The 23,331-nt window shown below is 71.1% G+C and carries 26 protein-coding genes; 11 read left to right on the top strand and 15 right to left on the bottom strand.

Going from position 1 to position 23,331, the window contains the following annotated elements; all coding sequences use genetic code 11:
* The gene (locus A6A27_RS32215; RefSeq protein ID WP_073838397.1) at positions 1-732 is read right to left on the bottom strand and encodes a class I SAM-dependent methyltransferase; all 732 of its coding nucleotides are present in this window, start codon (positions 730-732) and stop codon (positions 1-3) included.
* Positions 733-916: 184 nt separating this feature from the next.
* Between A6A27_RS32215 and A6A27_RS32220 the strand changes: the two genes are divergently transcribed.
* Entirely contained in the window at positions 917-2,035 is a 1,119-nt protein-coding gene (locus A6A27_RS32220) for a DUF3103 family protein (RefSeq protein ID WP_073838528.1), read from the top strand.
* Between the two features lie 216 nt (positions 2,036-2,251).
* The gene (locus A6A27_RS32225) at positions 2,252-3,412 is read left to right on the top strand and encodes an exo-alpha-sialidase (protein ID WP_073838398.1); all 1,161 of its coding nucleotides are present in this window, start codon (positions 2,252-2,254) and stop codon (positions 3,410-3,412) included.
* Positions 3,413-3,503: 91 nt separating this feature from the next.
* Here the strand turns inward: A6A27_RS32225 and A6A27_RS32230 are convergent, their stop codons facing one another.
* Both A6A27_RS32230 and A6A27_RS32235 read right to left on the bottom strand, forming a co-directional pair.
* Positions 3,504-4,064 (bottom strand): snapalysin family zinc-dependent metalloprotease, encoded by a 561-nt coding sequence (locus A6A27_RS32230; protein ID WP_073838399.1) that lies wholly within the window; start codon positions 4,062-4,064, stop codon positions 3,504-3,506.
* A gap of 111 nt (positions 4,065-4,175) precedes the next feature.
* A complete protein-coding gene (locus A6A27_RS32235) occupies positions 4,176-5,081 on the bottom strand; it encodes a phosphotransferase family protein (protein WP_143194277.1) in 906 nt (301 codons plus the stop codon).
* Between the two features lie 204 nt (positions 5,082-5,285).
* Here A6A27_RS32235 and A6A27_RS32240 point away from each other — a divergent pair, with 204 nt between their 5' ends.
* The 3 genes from A6A27_RS32240 to A6A27_RS32250 are packed head-to-tail and all read left to right on the top strand — an operon-like array spanning position 5,286 to position 6,894.
* Positions 5,286-5,714, top strand: a complete 429-nt coding sequence (locus A6A27_RS32240) for a hypothetical protein (RefSeq protein ID WP_073838401.1) — start codon at positions 5,286-5,288, stop codon at positions 5,712-5,714.
* Positions 5,708-5,932, top strand: a complete 225-nt coding sequence (locus A6A27_RS32245) for a helix-turn-helix transcriptional regulator (protein ID WP_073838402.1) — start codon at positions 5,708-5,710, stop codon at positions 5,930-5,932. The genes A6A27_RS32240 and A6A27_RS32245 overlap by 7 nt, the downstream gene beginning before the upstream one ends.
* Positions 5,929-6,894, top strand: coding sequence for an NAD(P)-dependent alcohol dehydrogenase (locus A6A27_RS32250; protein WP_073838403.1), 966 nt, complete (start codon positions 5,929-5,931; stop codon positions 6,892-6,894). Before A6A27_RS32245 ends, A6A27_RS32250 begins: the two co-directional genes overlap by 4 nt.
* A gap of 48 nt (positions 6,895-6,942) precedes the next feature.
* Here the strand turns inward: A6A27_RS32250 and A6A27_RS32255 are convergent, their stop codons facing one another.
* The 3 genes from A6A27_RS32255 to A6A27_RS32265 all read right to left on the bottom strand — a co-directional run bounded on the left by A6A27_RS32255 (position 6,943) and on the right by A6A27_RS32265 (position 8,468).
* Positions 6,943-7,563 (bottom strand): maleylpyruvate isomerase family mycothiol-dependent enzyme, encoded by a 621-nt coding sequence (locus tag A6A27_RS32255; RefSeq protein WP_073838404.1) that lies wholly within the window; start codon positions 7,561-7,563, stop codon positions 6,943-6,945.
* A 104-nt stretch (positions 7,564-7,667) separates the two neighbouring features.
* Positions 7,668-8,093, bottom strand: coding sequence for an SRPBCC family protein (locus tag A6A27_RS32260; protein ID WP_073838405.1), 426 nt, complete (start codon positions 8,091-8,093; stop codon positions 7,668-7,670).
* A 27-nt stretch (positions 8,094-8,120) separates the two neighbouring features.
* Positions 8,121-8,468: a TfoX/Sxy family protein gene (locus tag A6A27_RS32265; RefSeq protein WP_073838406.1), complete on the bottom strand. Its 348-nt coding sequence runs from the start codon at positions 8,466-8,468 to the stop codon at positions 8,121-8,123.
* Between the two features lie 149 nt (positions 8,469-8,617).
* On the opposite strand from A6A27_RS32265, the gene A6A27_RS32270 reads away from it, so the two are divergent.
* From A6A27_RS32270 to A6A27_RS32280, 3 genes are read left to right on the top strand one after another with little or no spacing between them, the layout of a single operon-like run.
* Positions 8,618-8,944, top strand: coding sequence for a DF family (seleno)protein (locus A6A27_RS32270; RefSeq protein WP_083673030.1), 327 nt, complete (start codon positions 8,618-8,620; stop codon positions 8,942-8,944).
* Complete coding sequence (locus A6A27_RS32275; RefSeq protein ID WP_073838407.1) at positions 8,944-9,147, top strand: rhodanese-like domain-containing protein; 204 nt, start codon at positions 8,944-8,946, stop codon at positions 9,145-9,147. The genes A6A27_RS32270 and A6A27_RS32275 overlap by 1 nt, the downstream gene beginning before the upstream one ends.
* 3 nt (positions 9,148-9,150) lie before the next feature.
* A complete protein-coding gene (locus A6A27_RS32280; RefSeq protein ID WP_073838408.1) occupies positions 9,151-9,639 on the top strand; it encodes a CBS domain-containing protein in 489 nt (162 codons plus the stop codon).
* A 45-nt stretch (positions 9,640-9,684) separates the two neighbouring features.
* Here the strand turns inward: A6A27_RS32280 and A6A27_RS32285 are convergent, their stop codons facing one another.
* Positions 9,685-10,020, bottom strand: a complete 336-nt coding sequence (locus A6A27_RS32285; protein WP_073838409.1) for a TraR/DksA family transcriptional regulator — start codon at positions 10,018-10,020, stop codon at positions 9,685-9,687.
* A 191-nt stretch (positions 10,021-10,211) separates the two neighbouring features.
* Positions 10,212-11,474, bottom strand: a complete 1,263-nt coding sequence (locus A6A27_RS32290; protein ID WP_073838410.1) for an NAD(P)/FAD-dependent oxidoreductase — start codon at positions 11,472-11,474, stop codon at positions 10,212-10,214.
* A 133-nt stretch (positions 11,475-11,607) separates the two neighbouring features.
* Between A6A27_RS32290 and A6A27_RS32295 the strand changes: the two genes are divergently transcribed.
* Complete coding sequence (locus tag A6A27_RS32295; RefSeq protein ID WP_073838411.1) at positions 11,608-13,164, top strand: helix-turn-helix domain-containing protein; 1,557 nt, start codon at positions 11,608-11,610, stop codon at positions 13,162-13,164.
* Between the two features lie 119 nt (positions 13,165-13,283).
* Here A6A27_RS32295 and A6A27_RS32300 read toward each other — a convergent pair whose 3' ends face one another.
* From A6A27_RS32300 to A6A27_RS32315, 4 genes are all read right to left on the bottom strand, one after another.
* Complete coding sequence (locus A6A27_RS32300; protein ID WP_073838412.1) at positions 13,284-14,096, bottom strand: rod shape-determining protein; 813 nt, start codon at positions 14,094-14,096, stop codon at positions 13,284-13,286.
* A 234-nt stretch (positions 14,097-14,330) separates the two neighbouring features.
* The gene (locus A6A27_RS32305) at positions 14,331-14,645 is read right to left on the bottom strand and encodes a hypothetical protein (protein WP_241825549.1); all 315 of its coding nucleotides are present in this window, start codon (positions 14,643-14,645) and stop codon (positions 14,331-14,333) included.
* 117 nt (positions 14,646-14,762) lie between these two features.
* On the bottom strand, positions 14,763-15,365 hold the full coding sequence (locus A6A27_RS32310) for an MBL fold metallo-hydrolase (protein WP_073838413.1): 603 nt from the start codon (positions 15,363-15,365) through the stop codon (positions 14,763-14,765).
* 35 nt (positions 15,366-15,400) lie between these two features.
* Entirely contained in the window at positions 15,401-16,624 is a 1,224-nt protein-coding gene (locus A6A27_RS32315; RefSeq protein WP_073838414.1) for a Cmx/CmrA family chloramphenicol efflux MFS transporter, read from the bottom strand.
* Positions 16,625-17,139: 515 nt separating this feature from the next.
* Here A6A27_RS32315 and A6A27_RS32325 point away from each other — a divergent pair.
* A complete protein-coding gene (locus tag A6A27_RS32325; RefSeq protein ID WP_198940534.1) occupies positions 17,140-18,345 on the top strand; it encodes an IS110 family transposase in 1,206 nt (401 codons plus the stop codon).
* A 54-nt stretch (positions 18,346-18,399) separates the two neighbouring features.
* Here A6A27_RS32325 and A6A27_RS32330 read toward each other — a convergent pair whose 3' ends face one another.
* Genes A6A27_RS32330 through A6A27_RS32340 form a run of 3 tightly spaced genes read right to left on the bottom strand, consistent with a single transcriptional unit; the run spans position 18,400 to position 22,553 of the window.
* Entirely contained in the window at positions 18,400-19,806 is a 1,407-nt protein-coding gene (locus A6A27_RS32330) for an aminobutyraldehyde dehydrogenase (protein ID WP_143194278.1), read from the bottom strand.
* A gap of 9 nt (positions 19,807-19,815) precedes the next feature.
* Positions 19,816-21,261, bottom strand: a complete 1,446-nt coding sequence (locus A6A27_RS32335; RefSeq protein WP_241825550.1) for an NAD(P)/FAD-dependent oxidoreductase — start codon at positions 21,259-21,261, stop codon at positions 19,816-19,818.
* Positions 21,258-22,553, bottom strand: a complete 1,296-nt coding sequence (locus A6A27_RS32340; protein ID WP_073838416.1) for a glycosyltransferase — start codon at positions 22,551-22,553, stop codon at positions 21,258-21,260. The genes A6A27_RS32335 and A6A27_RS32340 overlap by 4 nt, the downstream gene beginning before the upstream one ends.
* Before the next feature lie 117 nt (positions 22,554-22,670).
* Between A6A27_RS32340 and A6A27_RS32345 the strand changes: the two genes are divergently transcribed.
* The gene (locus A6A27_RS32345) at positions 22,671-23,321 is read left to right on the top strand and encodes a TetR/AcrR family transcriptional regulator (RefSeq protein WP_073838417.1); all 651 of its coding nucleotides are present in this window, start codon (positions 22,671-22,673) and stop codon (positions 23,319-23,321) included.
* Positions 23,322-23,331 lie beyond the last annotated feature (10 nt).

A 23,331-nucleotide genomic window follows, 5' to 3' on the forward strand; every position in this document is an offset into this window, starting at 1 on the left:
TTAGCGAAGGACCAGCAGGTCCAGGGCGTCGATCACCGGACCGTGCTCCGATCGGGCAGCCCGGTGGAGCCGGGCCAGCCCGGCGGCGTACTCGTCGTCAGTGATCAGTTGCAGCGGCGTGTGCGCCTCCCGGCGCAGTCTGGTCGCGCACTCGCTCAGCGATGACGCGGTCGTCTGCGGGATCTGGTCGAATGCGGTGACGGCGAACCCGCACGCGCCGAAGGTCGCCGCGACGTCGGCCACGCTCGGAAACGTATCCAGGACCCGGATGGCCTCCGGGAAGAACCGGAACAGCGTGATCGCCTCGTGCCGGCCGGCGAAAGCTGACCGGATCAACACCGGGCCGCCGCCGCGTACCACGCGGCGCAGTTCCCGCGCCGCGGCCGCCAGATCCGGTACATGGTGGATCACGGTCGACAGCCAGGCCGCGTCCACGCTGTGGTCGGGCAGGGGAATGTTGGCGGCGTCGCCCGGCAGCACCCGGGGATGAACGCAGCGGGCCCGCATGGCCGCGGACGGCTCGACGGCGATGACGTCCAGGTCGTCGTACCAGTCGGTGAAGGCCGCCGCCCACCTGCCCGTACCCGCGCCGAGGTCGAGCACCCGCGCGCCGGGCCTGGGGTCCAGATGCCGGGTGACCGCCGCACGCCACGCGGCCAGCCCCTGATCAGGGATGTGGCGGGTGGCTTCGAACGCCGCGGCGGCCTCGTCGTCGTACGCGATGCGTGCCATGGTGTCGACCCAACCAGCCGCCTGACGTCGCGACAAGGATGGATGCCCTGACTCACATCCGCGACTCGCTTCCGATCTTTCCCAGCCGTCCGCCATTGACGAATGCCCATGCATGGATGCGATCATCTGGCGTAGCCGGCTGCGCCGGCCACCAGCCGACGCCGCGACCGCAGAGGAGTTGCCCATGCATCCACGTACCTTCCGGCATGCCGTGTTGTCCCTGGCCCTGGCGGCCACCGTGCTCGCCTCGGCGGCGGCACCTGCCCAGGCCCGTCCGGACGACGCACGGCAGGCCACCCAGGCGGCTCCGTCCGGGGTGGGTCCCGTCTTCCCGGCCACCGACCGGCTCGCCCGCGAGGTCGCCGCCGCGCTCGCCGACCCGGTCACCCGCAACCGGGTCGTCGCGGCAGTCACCGCCGGTCCGGTGGACCTGCTGACGGCCAGACTCAACTCACGGGCCGACCGCGCCGTCTGGTCGACTAACCGGGCGGTGCTGGGGGCGAAGGGGCTGCCGGCGGCCACCGGGTCGGTGCTGCAACTCCGGCTCGGGCACGAGGACATGGCCGCCGCGCTGAGCCGGGCCGAGATCCCGCTCGTGGCGGCGGCGTCCACCGACGACGCCGTGACCAGCGTGGTCGGCCACGACCCGGCCGGTGGACAGGTCCTGCTGGACCCGGTCCGGCTCCCCGACCGTCCGGTGCTCGTGGTCGAGGTCAACGTGGCCAAGGCGATGAGGTGGGGCCTGGCGCAGCTCCGGGAGGAACTGACCCTACAGGGCCGGACCGGCGTGAAGGCCGCGGTCACGACGCAGGCCGGCTACTGGGCCACCAAGGTCAACGCCATCCGGCTGAACGATGACAAGGAGCCGTGGATCAAGGGCGGCGCCGAGATCTTCAATGTGGTCGGCGGCTTCGGCCTCGACGGCAAGGCCACGGTCAACATCGTGGAGATGCCCTACCTCGACAACGACGGCACGGTCTACTACCCCAACCAACTGCTGGTCCACTTCAACAACTACAAATACAACCTTGCCGACGTGGTGATGTGGGAGGACGACGGCGACACCAACTACCGCGACCTCGCCAAGGCGCTGATCACCGCGCTGCTGACCATCGTCGACTACGGCACCTACACCCCGCTGGTCAACGCGCTCATCGACGCGATGCCGGACAGCTGGTGGACCGACGACCCGGACTACGTGGACTCGTGGTACACACTCAGCACCGGAAGTTCCGGCCGGCTCCACGGGGCGGCCGCCAACGGTTGGATGGACGTGGCCCCGTACTGGGTGCAGCAGCTCTGAGCGGGTTGCCTCCCGTGCGGCCACGCGGGAGGCAACCCAACCTCAGTCCGGTGGTGGTGTTGGCCGTTCACATTGGACGACTAGCATCCGCCGCCGACACCCGTCGAGGGCTGAGGAGAGAAGATTGATGGCCAAGCGAGCTGTCGCCCTGGGACTGGCCTGCCTTACCGCCGCTGTGGTCGCGGTCGCGGCACCCCAGGCTCCGCCTCCGCCGCGGTGGAGGACCCGGCCGGGTCGGCAGCCCAGTACCACGTCGGCTTCCCCTTGTTCCGCAGCGCGAACATGTCCAGTCCGGACCGGCTGGCGAGCGGTGTGGGGTTCCACTCCTTTCGGATCCCGGCGGTGGTGAAGACCAGCAGCGGGCGCTTGCTGGCCTTCGCCGAGGGCCGCCGCCACAACAATGCCGACTACGGCGACATCAACCTCGTCTACAAGCGCATCAGGACCGCCACGAGCCACGGCGCGGCGGCGAGCGACTGGGAGCCGTTGCAGGAGGTGGTCGGTGTCGGCCCCGGCACCTGGGGTAACCCCACGCCGGTGGCCGACGGCAACACCATCTATCTCTTCATGTCCTGGAACGCCGGTGACCGCAGCTCGTCGGGCAACGATCCGTTGCCGGACGGCACACGCACCAAGGCGATCGACTCGACCGACGCCGGTCGGCGTCACCTCTACCTGAGCAAGAGCACGGACGACGGCGCCAGTTGGTCGGCGCCGGTGAAGATGACCGCGGACCTGACGCCGAGCGGCTGGGCGTGGGATGCGGTGGGCCCGGGCAACGGGATCAAGTTGCGCTCCGGTGAGCTCGTCGTCCCCGCGCGGGGCCGCAACATCATCGGCATCCTAGGCCCGGACGGGCAGCGGCAATGGCGGTACCAGCGGTTGAGCGAGACGAACAACGAGGGCACGATCACGCAGACGCCCGACGGCAATCTCTACCGCAACGACCGGCCGAATTCTGGCAACTACCGGCGGGTGGCCCGGGGAACGCTGTCCAGTTTCGGCTCATTCGCCGACGACACCGGGCTTCCTGACCCGGAGTGCCAGGGATCGGTGCTCGCCTACAACATCGACGCGCCGGCTCGGACCATCTTCCTCAACTCGGCGTCGACCGACAGCCGCCGGGCGATGCGCGTCCGGATCAGCTACGACGCCGACGCCCGGGCGTACACCTATGGCCGCAACCTCAGCGACGCGCCGATCTCCGGCGTCGGGCACGAGGGCGGCTACTCAAGCATGACGAAGACCGCCGATTACAAGATCGGAGCGCTCGTCGAGACCGACTTCTACGAGTACGGCAGCGACCCTCGCTCGCACCGGGCGATCGTCTGGCGGCGGTTCAACCTCTCCTGGATCGTCAACGGGCCGAACAACTGACCGGCCCGCTGGCGGAGCTCGTTCCGATATCACTGGGCCGGCCGGGTCGGCGAACCGCCGACCCGGCCGGAGTGTCACCGTTGGCGCGGTGTCAGCGCAGCGCGCCAACGGGTGCCGGCCAACTCCCGGTGAAGACCTGGGCGGTCGTCGCGCTCCGGACCGCGGTCCGGAAGTACGAGTCGACCGTGGCGGCCTCGCCGGCACTCGGGTACGGGTTGGTGCAGCTGGTGCCGGCGCTGCCGCCGGACATCAGGATGGCGCAGTTGCCGTTGTAGTTGTCGGGCAGGCCGAGGATGTGCCCGATCTCGTGGGTCATGATCCGCAGCGGGGAGTACTGCTGGGCCTGGTAGTAGTCGATGACGACGTAGCCGTTGCCGAGGCTGTTGCGGACGGCGTACGAGCCGCCGCCGTAGGTGTAGTAGATCATCAGGTTCGAGCCGCACTGGGCCATGTTGATGTTGTTCGTGGCGTTGTTCCAGATCGTGGCGGCCTGGTTGGCGTACCCGGCGAACGGCCCGGCCTGGCTGGTGTTGTAGCAGACGTTGCGGACGGCGGCGGAGGCCGGTGCCGAGCCGACGGCGACGGCGCCGATCGCCGCCATCGCCGCGGCGGCGAGGGTGGCGAGGATCCGGGACATCCTGGGTAGACGCATCGTTCACGCTCCAAACTGGATGGGTCGAGCGGGGACCGGCCCAGCCTATAAATTGGTACGTGTCGATATCAAGGCCTATCTATTTAATCGCCCTGCGGTGGCGGCGTGGTGTCAGGCGACGCCCGCCTCGGCCGAGAGCCACCGCTGTGCGAGCTCGCGGGTTCTCCGGCGGACGCGGGCGATTCCCTCCGGGGTGTTGAACGCCGCGAAAACCGGCCACAGGAAGACGAAGACGGCGAGTTCCTCCGCCAGCAGCGCCCGCTGCAGCGTCCGGCGGTCGCACGCCCGGGTGCCCAGGTACGCGTTGACCAGCGCCGGGGGGACGGTGGTGCCGGTGGGCGTGGCGCGGACGCTGAGAAAGGCCAGGTCGGAGGCGGGTCGGCCGATGCCCGCCGCCTGCCAGTCGCAGAAGACGATGGCGCCGGCGGAGTGCACGAGGTTGGCCGTGTGGCAGTCGCCGTGGACGAAGGCCGGCGGCAGTGCTCGGGTCTGCTCCATCAGTTCGACCCGCCGGGCCAGGAGTTCACCGAGGTGGGGGAGCATTGGGGCCCAGAAGGAGTTGATCTCGTCCAGGTTCGGGTCGATGAGCGCTTCCTGCAGCGCATCGGGGTGCTGCCAGTCCGCACCCGGCGGGATCGCCATGCCGTGCAGGCCGGCCAGGTCTCGACCCAGGTCCGCCCACATGCTCGTGGTCCAGGCGGGCGCCTGTCGGGTCTCGCCCGCCGCCTCGAGCAGCACTGCCACGCCGCTCTCGGCGTCGAGGTAGTCGAGCAGCCGTGGGGCGCGTACCGGCGCGACCGGCGCAACCTCCGCGTAGAAGCGCAGCTCACGCCGGGCGGCGGCGATCGCCGGAGCGCCCAGCGTGGCGGGAGTGACCTTGAGGTACGCGGCGTGCCCGTCGCTCGTGCGCGCGGCGTGGACGTTGGCGCCGGACCGGGATTCGAGCCGTGCTTCGGGCTTCTGGTCGGTCGTCACCCGGAGCGTGTCGAGAACCATCGTCATGAACGCGTGTGGCACGAGAGCAGCCACCCTCCGTAACCCGGGCCCGCCGGATTGGTCGAGCCGCCATGATCGCACCGCCTTGACGGTGCGGCGTACGTCGGGCCCTGTTGGGAGCGGCGGGGGGCGACCTCGTTCAGATGGGTAAAGAACTCTTGACACTGTGTCGGCTGTGCTTGACACTCGGCCGTGTCAAGAATTCTTTACCTCGGGGAGGGGTCGATGGCGTTCGAGGAGAAGCGCGCCTGGATCATGGGGCTGGTGGCGGTCGCCGCCTATGCCGCGTACGTGGTGATCGTGCTCGGGCGCGCGGACGGTCACCCACTCGCGGACGTCTCCTACGCGGGCCCGCTGCTGGCGACGGTCGCCGGGTCGATCGTGGCGTCGATCGCGCTGCACATCGTCGTCTCGGCCGTCTCGCCCGAGGGCGCCAACGAAAAGGACCAGCGGGACCGGGAGATCCACCGGCTCGGTGACCACATCGGCCAGTCCTTCCTGATCGTCGGCGGCGTCGCGGCGCTGGCCATGGCCCTGGCCGACTGGGAGCAGTTCTGGATCGCCAACGTCATCTACCTGGGCTTCGTGCTCTCCGCGGTGGTCGGCTCGGCCGCGAAGATCGTCGCCTACCGGCGGGGGTTCCAGTCGTGGTGAAGCCGACCCGGATCACCAACTCCATCCGGGCGTTGCGGTTCGCGCACAACGAGATGACCCAGGCCGAGCTGGCCCGCCGGATCGGCGTCACCCGGCAGACCGTCATCGCCATCGAGCAGGGCCGCTACTCGCCGTCGCTGGAGATGGCCTTCCAGATCGCCGCCGTGTTCGGGGTGCCCCTCACCGAGGTGTTCGAATACCCGCAGGAGGAATCGTGAAAGCGATCGTGCAGGACCGCTACGGCTCGGCCGACGTGCTCCGCCTCGCCGACATCGACGTACCGTCGGCCGGCGCCGGCCAGGTGCTGGTCCAAGTCCGCGCGGCCGGCGTCGACCCGGGCGTCTGGCACCTGATGACCGGCCTGCCCTACCCGGTACGCCTCGGCTACGGGCTGCGCCGACCCCGCAGCCGCGTCCGCGGCATGGACCTGGCCGGCGTGGTCGCCGCCGTCGGACCCGGAGTCGCCGGGTTCAACCCCGGCGACGAGGTGTTCGGCACCGGCGCCGGCTCCTTCGCCGAGTACACCGTCGCGTCCGCCGGCCGGCTCGCCCCGAAGCCCGCCACCCTCAGCTTCGCGCAGGCCGCCGCCGTCCCGGTGTCCGGGCAGACCGCACTCACCGCCGTCCGCGACGCCGCCCGGGTACGCCCCGGGCAACGCGTCCTGGTCATCGGCGCAGGCGGCGGCGTCGGCTCCTACGCCGTCCAGCTCGCCAAGGCCGCCGGGGCGCACGTCACCGGCGTCTGCGGCCCCGCCAAGCTCGACCTGGTACGCGGACTCGGCGTCGACGAGGTGGTCGACTACACCCGAGCCGACCTTCCCGGCCGCCGCTACGACGCCGTCATCGACACCGCCGGCAACCGGCCGCTGTCCCGGCTGCGTCGGGTGCTCGCCCCGAAGGGCACGCTGGTCCTCGTCGGCGGCGAGGCGCGCGCCGGGAAGTGGCTGCAGGGCTTCGACCGGCAGCTGCGGGCGCTGGCCCTGTCGCCGTGGGTCGGGCAGCGGCTGGTGCCGCTGGTCGCGAAGGAGAGCAGCGACAACCTGGCTGCGCTGACCGAGCTCGTCGACGCCGGCCGGCTCACCCCGCTCGTCGACCGGACCTGGCCGCTCTCCGGCGTCCCCGACGCCATCCGTCACCTCAAGGGCGGCCACGCGACCGGGAAGGCCGTGATCATCATCTGACCGCCGGCCGCTGCCAAACGCCGGTACCGACCACCGCTGGCCCGTTGGTCAGTCGCGCTCGCGGAGAACGGCGACGCCGTCGCCGGTGAGGTCATCGAGTGCGGCCTTGCGGCCGGTCATGGCCATGAGCAGCGCGATGACCGGCCCGCTGACCTCGGGGCCGCTGCCGTGCTGCCAGTCGGTGTCCGTGGCCCGCAGGGTGATGCCGCTGATCCGGCTCTTCGCGCCGATGAGCAAATTGCTGCTCTTGTAGAAGTCGGCCACCACCACCACGCGCTCGACCGGGTGTTGGTGTGGTACGCCGACGGCGCGGAAGATGTCCTCGCCGTGCACGATCGTCTCGCCGAGCCACGACAGGGTCGGGCCAGGTGGCGCCGTGCGCGCATCGACGCGTGAGCGCAGCAGGCCCACCAGCTCGGCGTTGGTCCTGCCGGCGGTGACCTGTGCGATGTCCTTGCGGACCATGCTCTGGAAGCTGAAGCCGTTGCCGACGAGCTTGGCGAAGAACTTCGGCGGTGTCATGTTCGCGGTGGCCACGAGATGAGCGACGACCTCGCGCACCGTCCAGTTCACGCACAACGACGGTTGGTCCCAGTCGGTATCGGAGAGCTTGTCCAGCGCGTCGACCAGCGACGCGCGTTCCGCCTTGATCATCTGCCAGGTGTCCATGGTTCCCCAATCCTGTGATCGTCGCGGAAGGTTTAGCAGACCCCAGCGACCGGCACCATCAGGCGAGACGCTCAGTGTTCACCGCCCGGCCGGGGCGGTGCGGACTACCTGCCGCCCTCGAGGAGCCGTTTGAGGTTCTGGTAGCTGGTCGGCGCCTCGCTCCCCGCCTGCCGCCGTACCAGCGGCACCAGGGCGACGCCGAGTCCGTGGCCCTCGAAGTCGAGCGTGAACGTGACTCGAGAGCGGGTGCCGTCCTCGATCGGCTCGACGGTGATGGTGGCGTTCGGGCGGATGGGTCCGTCGATGCCCCGGGCCGCCCAGCTGCGCGGCGGTTGGTTCTGGGTGATTTCCTGGCTCATCGTGCGTTCGGCGCCCCTGATCCGCCGGGTGGTGCTGAACCGCGCGTCGTCGAGCAGGCGCACCTTCACCACGTCGTGCTGCCACTCGGGAAAACGCGACGGGTCGGTGGCGTAGGCGAAAACCTCCGCTGGCGGGCGCGCGATCGCGATCGTGGAAACCAGTGGTGCCATCGCTCCACCTTCTTTCCCTCGTGCCGGCTATTTCTTCTTCTTGAGCTTGGGCGGCAGGGTCGCGACGTACGCCTGCGCCTTGTTGACCCAGCGGGTCGCTTCCTCGGCGGTGAATGACGGGGGTAGCGACAGGTATCCACCCATTGGCCGCTCAGCCGGGCCGAACGGTCCCGCGCCCTCGATCTTCGCCAGTTCGGCCAGGTCGTTGGCGGCGAGCTTCACGCCGACCGACGAGCCGAACAGCCCGGCGAACATGTTGCCGTTGACGAACGCGCCGAGGTTGCCGAACATCGGCTTGACCTCGACTCCCGGCGCGTCGGCGACGATGGACCGGAAAAATTCCCGGTCAGCTTCGCTGGCCTTGGGCATCCGCATCCTCGGATCCTGCCACGCCGTGCGGCAGACGGCCGGGTTACGCGTCATCGATCCGGTACGCGATGGGCGCGTTGCCACTAGAGTCGGGTCCGCGGGGCGATGCCGGTAGGCCGGCGAGAAGGGCGGGACACCTGAAGGGGAGGGCGAGCGTGATCGAGGTGTTGTACTTCGACGGCTGCCCGAGCCATGAGGTCTTCATGCCGCGCCTGCGGGCGCTGCTCGACGCCGCTGGAATTGAGGATCCGATCCACGAGCAGGCGGTGGAGACTGACGTCGACGCCCAGGCGCACCGGTTCCTCGGCTCGCCGACGCTGCGGATCGACGGCGTGGACGTCGACCCGACGGCCGCGCACCCCACGGACTACGGCCTGCAGTGTCGGCTCTATCCGACCCCGGATGGTGTTCGTGGTACCCCGCCCGATGAGTGGATCCTGGCTGCCCTGCAGCGCCGGGGGGCCGCCTTGACGGCCGACTGATGGTCACCCGGATCGAGTTGCCGCGGCTGCGTGCGTTGCTTGACGCGGGCGCCCAACTCATCGAGGTGTTGCCCGCGGCCGAGTACGCCGACCAGCATCTGCCCGGCGCGCACAACATCCCTCTCAAGACCATCAGCCCGCACACGGCTGCAGGCCTCGACCGCGCCCGCCCGATCATCGTCTACTGCTGGGACGGCCTTTGAGACGTGAGCCCACGAGCCGCGTGCCGGCTCGAGTCCCTCGGATTCGCCGATGTCTACGACTACGCGGCCGGCAAGGTGGACTGGCTTGCGCACAACCTGCCCATCGAGGGCGCTGCGGCCAGCTCACCTACCGTGGGTAGCTGCCTGCGCCACGACGTTCCCACCGCCCGCCCGGAGGAGGCGCTCGCCGCCGTTCGGGCCCGCGTCGACGCCTCTCCGTACCGATTCGCCCTTGTTGTCGCCGGTGACCGTACTCTGCTCGGCCGACTCCGGCACGCCGCCCTCGAAGCCGCCCCCGGCACCGCTTTGGCCCACGAGGCGATGGAGTCCGGCCCTTCGACGCTGCGTCCCCACGTAGCCTTGGCCGCCGTCGAGTCCCACCTGCGCGACCACCACCTCACCTACGCGATCATCACCGATCCGGAAGGCCACTTGCTGGGTACGGTTCACCGAGATGACCTGACCGGAACGACCGGCTCACCTTCTCGCTGATGCGCGGAAACTGCCTCCGCCACTCGTGCGCGAGCGACGCGCCGGCTACGGGCGGCCTTGGTGGTGAGGTTCGGGCTGGCACGTGGTGCAGAACCGGGTCGCCGGCCGAAGCGCCAGCCGCTCGATGGGGATGTCGCCGCGGCACTCCTCGCAGGTTCCGTAGCGGCCCTGTTCCAGGTAGTGCAGCGCCCGGGCGATGTCGCCCAGCGCCTGCCGCGACGCGGCGGTCAACGCGGACGCGGCCGCAAGGTCCGTCCGGTCACCGGGCAACTGGCGGGCCTGTCGGGCCAGCAGCGCCAGCTGGGTGCTGTGCCGCTCGTACTGCTCCTCCAGGACGATCCGCAGCACACCGAGCTCGTCCTGCCGGCTCACCACGTACACGATCGCTTCCTTTCAAAAATGAAAGCGGGCGGAGCGCCGTGGCGCTCCGCCCGCTGGGGCCGGTCATCTGCGTGTCGGCCGTCGTGAGGGCGGACGGCGCCGGGCGCGCTGCCACCGGGTCGGCGGCGTGGCGATGGGCGTGACCGTGCCCCGGCGGCCGCGAGCGACCGCCGACACGACGAGGTGACGCATCAGCGCAGGGGGTCGAAGGGGCGCAGCTCGGCGGGCTGGCGACCGGTGGTGATCTGCTCGGCGAGCAGGTCGCCGGTGAGCGGGCCGAGGGTGATGCCCCACATGCCGTGGCCACCGGCGGCGAAGACCCGCGGAGACCGGGTCCGGCCGATCAGCGGCAGCCCGTCCGGGGTGCACGGGCGCGACCCGACCCACTCGTCGGTGCGGGCGTCCAGGTCGGCGCCGCGCAGCAGCGGTCGTGCCGCCTCCGCGATGGCCAGGACCCGGCGACGGTCCAGGGGCGCCTCGGCGCTGCGGAACTCCATCATCCCCGCGACGCGCAGCCGGTCGCCCAGAGGCGTGCACGCGACGCGCTGCGCCGGGAAGTACACCGGACCGGACGGGACGTGCTCGATCGGGATGCTGAAGCTGTATCCGCGACCGGCCTGCACGACGGTCCGCACCCCGAACCGCCGGCCCAGCTCACCGAGCCAGGTGCCGGTTGCCAGCACCACGGCGTCATAGCGCTCGTCCGCGCCGGCGGAGGTCACCACCCGGACCCCCGCCCCCTCGTCGTGCACGCCGACGACGGCCGACCCGGTCACCAGCGAGGCGCCCCGGGCGCGAACGGAGTCGGCGAGCGCGTGCACGTACTCGCCGGGGTTGATGAACCGCTGGCCATGCAGGCGGATCGCGGCGCCGATGGTGTCGGACAGCGAGGGCTCCACCTCACGCGCCTCGGCCCCGGTCAGGACGTCGAACTCGATCTCCTGCCCGGCGGAGTGGATGTGCCCCAGCTCGTCCAGCAGGACCGACCGTTCGGCCTCGGTCCGGTAGGCCGCGATGAACGACTTCGCCTCGTGCGTCATCGACTGGACCCCGCCGGCTGCCAGGGCGTCGAACGCCCCGAACGCGCGCCGGTTCATCGGAATGTAGGCCCGCATCGCGGTCCGCCACTTCGCGGCGGTGCTGTGCCGGGTGAAGCCCGCCAGGAACCGCAGGAGCCGGGCGTCCGCGCGCGGCGGCACGTAGACCGGCGACGACGGGCTCAGGACGGCGCGCAGCCCGTAGCGGAGCACCGCCGGCTCCGGCAGGGGAGTGGTGATGCCGGGGGTGAGCCAGCCCGCGTTGCCCCACGACGCGCCGGCCGCCACGCCCGTCCGGTCGAGCACGGTGACCTGGACCCCCCGTTCCTGCAGGAACCAGGCGGTGGCCAGCCCGACCATCCCCGCGCCGATGACGGCGACGCGTTGAGGGGCGGGCGTGGGCTCGATGGCGGGCATCGTTGTCTCCTTCACGACAATGGGGGATCGGCGCCAATCCTGGCCGTGCCGCGCCGGTACGTCATTGTTCTGTCAGGCCAATGCTGGTCCTGGTGATTGGGTGAAACGAACAATGCCGAGGCACAATCGGGTGATGATCACCGTGGCTGGCATCGTGGACGCGGTCGGCGCCGCGTTGCTCAAGGTCGTCATTTCCGCCGGCGAGGCGGAGGTGCGCGACGTGACCCTCGCCGAGCTCGACGAAACACCGACCGGCCAGAGCGGGGACCTCGTCCTCGGCGCCGGCGTCGCCACCCCGGACCAGGCGCTCGCCGTCATCGACCGCTGCGCGGACGCCGCGGCGGCCGGCCTCGTCCTCAAGCCTCCGCTGGCCGCACACCCCGACGTCACGTCGTCCGCCGCCGAGCGCAAGGTGACGCTGGTCGAGCTGCAGAGCCACGGATCGTGGGCCCAGCTGGTCTGGCTGCTCCGCGGGGTGATCGACAGGGCCGCCGCGCCGGGCTCGCCGGAGACCGGCGAAACCGGGGTGTACGACGAACTGTTCGCCCTCGCCGACGCGACCGCAGCCATCGTCGACGCGCCCGTGACGATCGAGGATGCCCAGTACCGGGTGCTCGCCTACTCGTCGCGGCAGGACCGCACCGACCCGGCCCGCGTGTCGACCATCGTCGGGCGACGCGTCCCCGGCGATGTGATCGCGCACTTCCGGTCCCGGGGCGTCTTCCGCAAGCTCGCCACGGGCAGCCAGCTGGTCTTCGTGCCGCAGGGCCCGGACGGGACGCTGCCCCGGCTCGTGATTCCGATCCGTGCCGGAGGTGAGCTGCTGGGCTCGATCTGGGCCGTCGTGGAGGGGCCGCTGCCGGACGAGCGCCTCCGCGATCTCCAGGGCGCGGCGTCCGTGCTGGCGTTGCACCTGCTCCGCCTCCGAGTGCAGGCCGACGTCGCCCGCCGGGTGTCGGCCGACCGGCTCAGGGCCGCTCTGCGGGCCCCGGCTCGGACGGGCCGGGAGGAACTGGGCCTCCCCACGGGGCCGTGGCGGGCGGTCGCGCTCGGGGCGCACGGCGGGACCGGGGAGATGGTGCACAACCTGGCCCTGTGGGAGTCGATCAGCCGCCGGCACGGGTGGCGCCAGCCACTGCTCGCGGACGTGGGAGATGTCCTGTTCGCGGTCGTGGTCGACCAGGGCGCGCTGCCCGGCTCCTGGCGGTGGCTGGAACGGCTGATCCGCGACATCGCCGTGCACGACCCAGGGCTGCGCGCGGCGTCCGGCGGCGTCGCCACGGAGCTGGTCGACCTGCCGCGATCACGCGCCGAGGCGGCGGAGCTGCTCGCCCTGCACGGCGCGGCCCGGCAGCGAGGATCCGTGCTGCGGTTCGAGGACGTCTGGGCCGAGGTCGTCGTACACCGCGTGGTCAGCACCGTGCCGCAGGAGGACCTGCTGGTCGGCGGGCCACTGCCCGACCTGATGGCCCACGACCGCAAGCACGGCACCGACTACGTCGTCACGGTCGCCGCCTGGCTCGAACAACAGGGTGACCCGAGGAAGGCCGCCCAGCAGCTGCACGTACACCCCAACACGCTGCGGCACCGCCTGCGCCGCCTTGCCGAGGTCGTCCACCTCGACCTCGAGGCGCCGCGAACCCGGCTGGCGCTGCAGATCCAGCTCGCGGCGCTGCGCCCCGGGTCCTGACCGCCGGCTCCAGGGCGCGCGGTGTCGTCACCCTGGCGGCCCGGGAAACGAGTCGCCGCGCGCTGATCTTCACGTCCCTCCTTGGTTCCGTCGCATCCGGTCCGGGCACACCTGCGCCGTCACTGTCCGGGTGGGCCGGGTTCGCTGCCCGTTGGGTGGTCCTGCCCGGTGGTCAGGAGCATCGTGAGCCCCTGGATGGTGGCCAGCCGAACGTTCGCCGGCATGGTGACGGACCGGTTGGTGAGGGCGGCGAGGCGGGCGGCCACGCCGGGGACCGCCCCTCCGCCGGTGATCAGCAGCCGTCGGGGACCAACCCGGTGCGCCCGTGGGGTGAACCGGCGGACCACCGCGGCGATGGCGGGCACCTGATCGACCGCGTTGGCGACGTCGACGCGCTCGGCGGCGGTCACCGTGCCGCAGGCGAGCCGGACGACTTCCGTACGGCCGTGGCCGATGTCGACGACGACCACGTCGTCGGTCCTGGCGAGGTCGATCCGGCAGGCGAGCGCCGCCGCCAAGGGTTCCTCCACCACGGTGACCCGGCCGTCGGTCGCCCGGCGGACCGCCGCCCGCACCAGGTTCTGCTGCCGCAGCGTCGCGGTGGCCGGCACCCCCACCAGCACCGGCGTGTGGGGACGGCAGGTCAGGTCGTTGGCGGTGACCAGGACGCGCAGCAGATGCACGCAGGCCGGGTAGTTGTCCATGACGCCGGCACGCACCGGCCACACGAGGGGAGCGTCGTCATGGGTGGCCCGGTCGAGGGCGGCACGGCCCACCGCCCGTCGCGAACCGGGCGGTCCCCAGGCCACCACCGTGGGCTCCTCGATCACCCGCCCGAGGGTGGGCGACCAGAGCCGTACGGTCGCCGTGCCCAGGTCGATGGCGAGCATCTGCCGCAGCCCGCGACGGGCGTACGCCCCCGGGGTCAACATGTCACCACCCCTCGGGGAGTGGTGACGTCGCCCGCGGGCGTACGGCGACCGTCGAGCCGGTCCGGGCTCACGGCGAGGCGCCGGGTGACGGAGCTGGTCACCTGACGCCGCCGGAGCACCGGCGGACAGGCGCGGCGGATCGGGCGATCAGCCGTCAGACAGGCAGCGAGGGGCGCGGACATGGTGCCTTCCAGGAATGGTGCCGGTCCCGGACCGGCAGGGTGTCGGGGGAGATCAGGCGATGTTGGGCACGCGCGGCGGCGCCCGATCGGCCGACCACACCGGCACGCATCCCGGGATCGACCGTTTCGCCAGCCGGAAGACGATGCACATTCCGACGACGCGGTCGGTGGCAGACACCAACGCGGCGAGCACGGCGGCCACGACCAGGATCGGCAGCCTGCGCTGCTCGACCACCTGTCGCCCGTCATGGACCCGCATCGCGACACCATAGCCCAACGCGCCACCGTGCCCGTCGGACCACGAGCGATCCCGAACGCCGTCGTGGCGGCTCCGCCCGTTGGTGTGCCGCCGGTTGGCGATCCGCACCGCCGCCGATCAGCGCCGGATACCGCATGTCGGGTGCGGCCCGGATGGCCCGGCGCAACAGGTCGGCGTACTGCCGATAGTCGCGCACCGGGAGGCTCCAGTCGCCGCGTCGGCAGGTCAGGCGGTCTCGCCCGCGGTGAGGTGGCGATAGCCGGGAACGGTCTCGGTGAGCCAGCCGGTGACACTGGCCAGGCCGCGCTCGTTGATCTGGGCGTCGTGAATGGTGTAAGCGTGGCGTGGCCGGATCGCCTGGGCGAACTCGATCGCCTCGCCCAGTCGCATCCAGGATGCCTGCCCCGGGATCAGCAGGGTCTGCACCGGCTCGTCGGGCACGTGCAGCGCGTCGCCCGGGTGGTAGAGGCCGTCACCCACCAGGTAACCGAGGTTGGCGCAGCCGGGCTGGCCGTCGTGCACGGCCGCGTGCCGGCCGCCGACCGCCGTCACTGGAAAGCCGGCGGCGGTGAACCGCTGCCCGACGCGGACCGGTGTCACTGACAGCGGCGCCAGGTCGGGCAGTCGCGCGCCCTCCGGCGCGTACACCGGCACGCCGAGGCCGGCCAGCCGGAGCACGTCGACGTGGTCGGTGTGCTCGTGCGTGACCAGCACGGCGTCCGCGCCCGCGAGCGCGCGCGGCTCGCTCCAGGTACCCGGATCGATCACCAGCACCCCGCCGTCGTGCTCCACGCGTACGCAGGAATGGGTGTACTTGGTGATCCGCATTCGACGACCCTAGACCGTCGCCCGCCTACTGCTGATCAGCTCCCTTGTCGGGCGGGAAGAGCAGAGGGTGATGTTGCGCCGTCACCGGGCTGGCTCGTCGGTCGGCCACTCGCGATCACCTGCCGGAAGGGCAGAGCGAGGAGAAGTGCCACCGCGACCAGGACGCTGCTCGCCCAGAGGGGACCACGTTCGGCGACACCGGTGTTCAGCGTGGCCGCGGCGATGAGTGGTCCCGCTGCGGCACCGACGTTGAGTGCTGCGGTGGCGTACGAGCCGGCCATGGTCGGGGCTCCGGCGGCCTCGTACAGCACGCGGGCGATGAGCGTGCTCCCGAGCGCGAACGAGAGCGCCCCCTGGACGAAGGCAAGGACGAGCAGGGCACCTGGGTTGGTGGCGGAGACGGCCAGGGCGACCCAGCCGAGCAGCAGAAGGGGGCCTCCGACGGCAACGACGAGACCGGGGCGATGGTCCGACAACCGTCCGGCGGTGGTGACGCCGACGAAGGATCCGACCCCGAACAGCACCAGCACGGCGGAGACCCAGAGGGATCCCAGTCCGGCGGCGTCAGTGACGATGGGGGCGAGGAAGGTGAAGGTGCCGAACGTCGCCGCATTCACCAGCGCGCCGAGCAGCATGACGAGGGCCAGTCGCGGACGTCGCAGCTGAGCGAGCTCACCTCGAAGGACCGGTCCGGTCGGCCGGTCCGGCTGTCCCGCTTGTGTGGGGATTCCCCGCAGCACACCGAGGGTCGCGGGCAGGCACAGCAGGGCCACTGCCCAGAAGGTGGCGCGCCAGTCGAGCAAGGTGCCCAACAGGGCGCCGGCGGGGACCCCGGCGATGGTGGCGACGGTGGTGCCGGACAGCAGAACAGCCAGGGCGCGGCCCTTCCGGTCCGGTGGGGCCAGCCCTGCGGCCGCCGTGAGTGCGACCGCCAGGAATCCCGCGTTGGCGAGCGCTGCGACGACCCGAGTCACCAACAGCACGACGAAGCTCCCGGTGACGGCGCCGAGGACGTGTGCCGCCAGGAACAGCCAGATGAATCCGAGCAGCGCCGAGCGTTGCGGCCAGTGGCGGGCGAGCGCGGCCATCAACGGCGCGCCGACGATCATGCCGATCGCGAAGGTTGAGGTGAGCAGACCTGCCGTTCCGACGGGGACGTCGAGGTTTGCGGCGATGCTCGGCAGCAGGCCGGCGAGCATGAACTCTGAGGTGCCCATGGCGAAGATGGCCACGGCAAGCAGGTAGAGCGGGAACGGCATCGAGTGACTCCGAGGTGATGAGAAATCGGATGAGACGTCTCGTCACCGCGGTCAGCGGCCCAAGGAACTCCTGACATCCCCCGACCAGCGCGGCGGGGGCAGGGCTATGGCTTCAGTGGTTCAGGGGGCTGACGGGGTGACCGAAAGCCCCCACCCTGGATGCCTCTGGGCTCGACATGGCCCACACGATACTCAACCCACCTGACTCCGGGCACCTCGCTTCTTTTATGGACAGCTCTAGAGAGGAAAGCAACCACTGGTGGCTGCTCCCCCCCCGTTACCTTTTTGATCGTCCCCAGCCGGGGACTGCTCGGTCGCCTGGCCCGGTATGACTCTCTGCCCCTGTCGTACGCATGATCCGGGGGGTGGTGTCGCCGGGTCGGGTGGCGTCGGCGGACCGCTGATAGGGACCCGGCCACCCCGCCGTGGGGTAGGTCTCTTCGTAACGTGGATGCCGGCAGTCCGGCGCTTTGACCAGCGGCCGAGTGACCACGATGGTGGTGAGGAGGCCACGGGTGCACGACGGGTTCGGCGTCTTTGTAGGGCTGGATGTTGGCAAGGAAGGGCACCACGCGGTCGCGCTGAACCCGGAGGGTAAGCGGCTGCACGACGCCACACTGCCGAACACCGAGGCGGGGCTGCGCAGGTTGTTCGACAAGCTCGGCCGACACGGCCTGATCCTGGTCGTGGTCGACCAGCCCGCCTCGATCGGCGCGCTGCCCGTGGCCGTCGCCCGGGCGTGCGGGCATCAGGTGGCCTACCTGCCGGGTCTGGTCATGCGCCGTCTGGCCGACCTGCATCCGGGCACGGCCAAAACCGACGCCCGAGACGCGTACGTGATCGCCGACGCCGCCCGAACCCTGCCGCACACGCTGCGCCGGGTCGACACCGGCGACGAGGCCCTCGCCGAGCTGGAAGTCCTGGTCGGCTACGACGACGACCTCGCCGGCGAGGTCACCCGCATCTCCAACCGGATCCGCGGTCTGCTCACCCAGATCCACCCACCCCTGGAACGGGTCCTGGGCCCGAAACTGCAGCATCCCGCAGTGCTGGAGCTGCTGTCGCGGTGCGGTGGCCCAGCCGGGATCCGCAAGGCAGGCCAGGCGAAGCTCCTCGAGATCGTCAAGGCCCGAGCACCACGCATGGGCACCCACCTGGTCGAGCAGATCCTGACCGCGCTGGACGCGCAGACCGTGGTCGTGCCCGGCACGGCCGCGGCCGAGACCGTCCTGCCTCGACTGGCTGACAACCTGCGTGATCTGCTGCGCCAACGTGATCAACTCGCCGGCCAGGTCGAGGGGATGCTTGAAGCGCACCCTCTTGCCGGGGTCCTGACCTCGATGCCCGGCATCGGTGTCAGGACCGCAGCCCGCATCCTGCTCGAAGTCGGCGACGGCACCGCCTTCCCCACCTCCGGCCACCTGGCCGCCTACGCCGGTCTGGCCCCGGTCACCCGCCGCTCCGGCAGCTCCATCCGCGGCGAGCACCCACCGAAGGGCGGCAACAAGCAGCTCAAACGCGCCTTCTTCCTGTCCGCGTTCGCCGCGCTGGCCGACCCTGCCAGCCGCACCTACTACGACCGGAAACGCGCCGAGGGCAAGAAGCACAACGCCGCCCTCATCTGCCTCGCCCGCCGCCGGATCGACGTCCTCCACGCCATGCTCCGCACGAAAGCCCCCTACCAACCGAAACCAGCCCACGAATCCCGCCTCGCGGCTTGACGAAACCCATAGGGACACCCCCCCCGCGCCGGCTTTGTCGTGGACGCTTGGCGGTCAGGCTGGCCGAAAGGAGTCGCGGGCGGCGGGCGCCGCGTGCTTGATCATCAGGTGTCGGGTGACCGAGTACTCGGCGACCGCCTCCTGGCTCATGTCCTTGCCGAAGCCGGAGCCCTTGACGCCGCCGTGTGGTGCCTCGGAGGCGATCGGCAGGTGGTCGTTGATCCAGGTGACGCCGACGTCGAGGCGGTGGCTGACCCGCAGGGCCCGCGCGACGTCGCGGGTCCACACCGACGAGGCGAGGCCGTACTGGCTGTCGTTGGCCAGTCGTACCGCGTCGTCCTCGTCGTCGAAGGGAAGCACCACGACGACCGGTCCGAATACCTCGCCCTGCACGATCTCGCTGCGCTGGTCGGCGTCGACGACCAGGGTGGGTGGGAAGAAGAACCCGGGCCCGTCCGCGGGGGCACCGCCGAGCGCGACGGTGGCGCCGTCGGCTGCGGCGCGGGCCACGAAGTCCGCCACCCGGCCGCGGTGGTCGGCGGAGATGAGCGGACCGATGTCGGTCTCGGCGGACCAGGGGTCGCCGGTGCGTACCGTGGCCAGCGTCGCCTCGAGTGCGTCAACCGCGTCGCGGTAGGCGGACCGCTGGACGTATACCCGGGTGGCGGCGGTGCAGTCCTGGCCCGTGTTGTACGTCGCGCCCATGGCCACGCCGGACGCCATCTCGGACAGGTCCGCGTCGTCGAAGACGACCGCCGGCGCCTTCCCGCCGAGTTCGAGGTGTACCCGCTTGAGCCCGGCCACGGCGCCGCGCATCACCTCCCGGCCGGTCCGGGTCGATCCGGTGACGCTGACCATGTCCACGCCCGGGTCCGTGACCAGGGCGGTTCCCACCTCGGCGCCGCCGGTGACGACCTGCACCAGGCCGGCCGGCGCGCCCGCCTCCTCGATCAGTCGCGCCAACGCGAGGGTGGTGCGGGGGGTCTGCGGTGCGGGCTTGATGACCACCGCGTTGCCGGCCGCGACGGCCGGAGCGATCTTCCAGATCGCCATGATGAGCGGGAAGTTCCACGGCGCGATCGAGCCGACGACGCCGACGGGCCGGCGTACCAGCAGGGACGTGTAGCCGGCGGACAGGGTGCCGGCGCCCGTCCCGTCCAGCGAGCGTGCCGCGCCGGCGAAGAATCGTAGGTTGTCCACGCCGAACGGCAACTCGCCGTCGCGCATGACCGACGCCGGTTTGCCGGTCTCCTCCACCTCCAGACGGGCCAGTTCGTCCGCGTCCCGTTCGACGAGGTCGGCCAGGCGCAGCAGGATCCGCGCCCGGTCCGCCGGGGTGGCGTCCCGCCATTGGTCGAACGCGGTCCGGGCGGTGGCCACCCGCTTCGCGACGTCTGCGGGATCGGTGTCCGCGACCTCGCCGATGACGGCACCGGTCGCGGGGTTGGTCAGGATGGCCACGGTCGCTCCTCAGCTGTTGAAACCGACACCGAAGCGGTCCAGGAGCCGTAGCCACGGCCCCCGGCGCCCGTCGTGCGCGTCCGCTGCGGCGAGTGCGCGGCGGGTCAGCTCCACCACCGGGTACCGCAGCGGTTCGGGCGGGAACGGCACCGGTCGGCGCCGTACCATCTGCAGCCGGGTCCGGTCGGTGTCCCGGCCGGCCAGCAGGTCCAGCGCCACCTGCGCGCCGAAGCGGGACGCGGCCACGCCGAGTCCGGTGTAGCCGACCGCGTAGGCGATCCGCCGGTCGCGGGTGGTGCCGAAGATCGGGGTGAACCGGGTGGTGGAGTCGATCACCCCGCCCCAGCGGTGGGTGAACCGGATCCCGTCGAGCTGGGGGAAGGTCTGCGCGAAGTGCTCGGCGAGCAGCAGGTGGGTGGTGTCGAGCTGGTCGAGGGCCGGGTCCACCCGGTTGCCGAACCGGTAGATGGCGTCGTAGCCACCGAACAGGATCCGGTTGTCGTCGGTGAGGCGGTAGTAGTGGAACTGGTTACCGGCGTCGGTGAGGCCCTGCGCTTCGGGCCACCCCAACTGCGTCCGCTGCGCGTCGCTGAGCGGTTCGGTGACGAGGACGTAGTCGTAGACCGGCAGGATCCAGTGCCGCAGCCGTCGCAGCGGCGGGGGATAGGCGTTGGTCCCGATGACCACCTGGCGACAGCTGACAGGTCCGCCGCTGGTCCGGACCACGACGCCGGCGCGGGACCGGTCGAAGCCGGTGACCCGGGTGTCCTCGTGGATCGTCACCCCGAGCGACTCGGCGACCCGCGCCAACCCCCAGGCCAGTCGGGCCGGGTCGACCAGGCCGCCGGCGCCGCGCAGCCGTACGCCCGCGAGGTAGGTGGGTGAGGCGACGTCGGCGCGTACCTGGCCGGCGTCGAGCAGCGTCACGTCGTCCCCGTAGGCCCGGTGCAGGTCGGCCAGGGCGGCGAGCTCGGCCACCTGGTGGGGGGCGACGGCGACGGTCGTCTTGCCGCAAAGGCGCAGACCGGCGTCGATGCCGAACTCCTGCACGGTCTCGGCGATCGCGGCGAGGTTGTCCCGGCCGAGGCGGACCAGCGAGTCCATCTCGGTGGGCCACCGCGACAGGCCGTGGGACAGGCCGTGGGTGAGTGAGTCCGCGACGAACCCGCCGTTGCGCCCGGAGGCGCCGAAGGCGATCCGCTCGGCCTCCACCAGCACCACGTCGGCGGCGGGGTTGTCCTGTTTGGCCAGGATGGCGGTCCACAGGCCGGTGAACCCGCCGCCGATCACCACCAGGTCGGCGGTGCGCGGGCCGGTCAGCCGGGCCCGTGGCGCCGGCCGGTCCGGACGGTCGGTCCAGAAGCTCGCCGGTGCTGCGTCGGCGATCGCCTGCCGGGCCTTCGCCCGCACCGCGGTGGCGGTGTCGGTGCGGGCAGGTGCGTACCAGTTCGTCAACGACGGGCCCCGGTGCTACCCAACCGCTCGATCGCGTCGGCGGCCTGGCGCAGGCCGTCGGCGGTTCGGATCGCCGCGCCGTGCGCCGCGAGCCGGCCGCGCAGATCCTCGTCGCCGAGCAGGCGCTCGATGGCCTCGTGCAGCTGCTCGTCGGTGAACCGGTACGGGTCGAGCCGCACCCCGAAGCCGAGTTCGTCGACCCGCTGCGCGTTGTCGTACTGGTCCCAGAACAGCGGCAGCACGATCATCGGCTTGCCGAAGTGGAACGCCTCAGTGGTGGTGTTGTTGCCACCGTGGGTGATGACCAGGTCGGCCATGGGGATGATCTTCGTTTGCGGCACGAACTCGGCACCCCACATGTTCTCGGCGAGGTCGATCTCGGCGTGCAGCGGCCCCTTGGACACGATGTAGCGGTGCGGCGTCTTGGCCAGCGAGTCGATGACCCGTCGCATCAGCTCGACGTCGGCGGAGCCGAGCGAACCGAGGCTGAAGTAGATCAGTGCGCCGTCCCGGTCGGCGAGCTCGGCCGGCATGGTGAACGCCTCGTCGGTCTCGCGGACCGACGACTCGAGCCGTTGCCAGGTCGGGTCGAGCGGCCGGGTGTCGGTGTAGTCGGCGATGCCCGGGTAGACGTAGAGGTTGAGGTCGCCGTCGTGGATGAACTCGAGGTCGGGCAGGCCGGGTGCGCCCTGCTCGCGTACCCAGGCGTCGAACTCCTCCCACACCGGACGGTGGACCCGGTCGTACTCGGCCCGGAACGCCGCCCAGCCCGACCGGTCCGCGGCCGGGTATCCGGAGAAGACCGGGGCGATGTCCGGGCCCTTGATCTCCAGCGGGTTGCAGGAGACGATCCGCACGAAGGGCACCCCGGCGGTGTTGAGCGCGGGGAAGGCGACCACGTTGTCCTCGACGATGACGTCCGGCCGTACCCGGTCGATGATGTCCAGCAGCCGCGGCTGGCAGTACTTCGCGCCGTTGATGAGCTCGACCCACACCGGCTTGACCCAGGTCTCGAGCTGCTCGATCGTCGGCTTGCGGAACTCGGGTGCGGTGTCGCGGATGAAGTCCTTCCAGAACTGGCCGGCGTCCTGTTCCTCGGCGTTCTCGGGCGGCGGGGCGAGGTCGACCAGGTCCTCCTCGAAGCCGAGCGCGGTCAGCTTGCCCCGCCACGACGCCTCGGCCGCGAACACCACCCGGTGCCCGCGTCGGCGCAGCACGTCGCCGATGCCGATGCAGTTGTTGGTGGGGCCGTACGCGCTCTCGGGCATGAACAGAACCGTCAGCTGAGACATCGACTCTCCCGGGGGTGACTGTTGAATCGAAATTCAACAAGGTCCTCGCTCGGCCGTCAATACGCAGGCACTATGGTGTTCGGGAGAGTGTTGACGTCGTACCTCGGATCGGTGCCCATGAAGACCCGCAAGTCCCGCGCCCAGCGCCGCCAGGACCTCATCGAGGCCGCGCGCCGGGCCATGATCCAGCATGGGACCGACACGGTGCTGCTCAACCAGGTGGCCGAACAGGCGGGCCTCACCTCCGGCGCGGTCCTCTACCACTATCCCGACCTGCGGGACCTGCTGCTCGAGGCGCACCACGCCGGCATGGAACGCTTCTACGAGCTGCGGGTGAAGCGGATCGCCGGCATCTCCGACCCGGTACGGAAGCTGGTGGTGACGATCCGCTCCGGGCTGCCCACCGACGCCGAGGACGCCGACGTGCGCCTGCTCTGCGAACTCGGCGGGGCGGCCGGCCGCAACCGGGTCTACGCCGCCCTGCTGACCACGCTCTACGACCGGCAGGTCTCCATGTACCAGACGATCCTCGAACTCGGCGCGGCCCACGGCGTGTTCACCCTCGCCGTGCCGTCCGAGGCCATCGCCCGCAACCTGGTGGCGCTCGAGGACGCGTACGGCTACCGGATCGTGGCCCGGCACCCGACCCTGCACGCCGCCGAGGCGGTCGAGCTGATCCTGTCGTACGCCCGGCTGGTCACCGGCAACCCGCTGGACGTACCGGAGGAGCCGGCCAAGCCCCCGCGTGCCCGGAAGGCCACGGCGTAGCGCGGACGGC

This window comes from Micromonospora sp. CB01531, assembly GCF_001905095.1.
Classification (GTDB): Bacteria; Actinomycetota; Actinomycetes; order Mycobacteriales; family Micromonosporaceae; genus Micromonospora.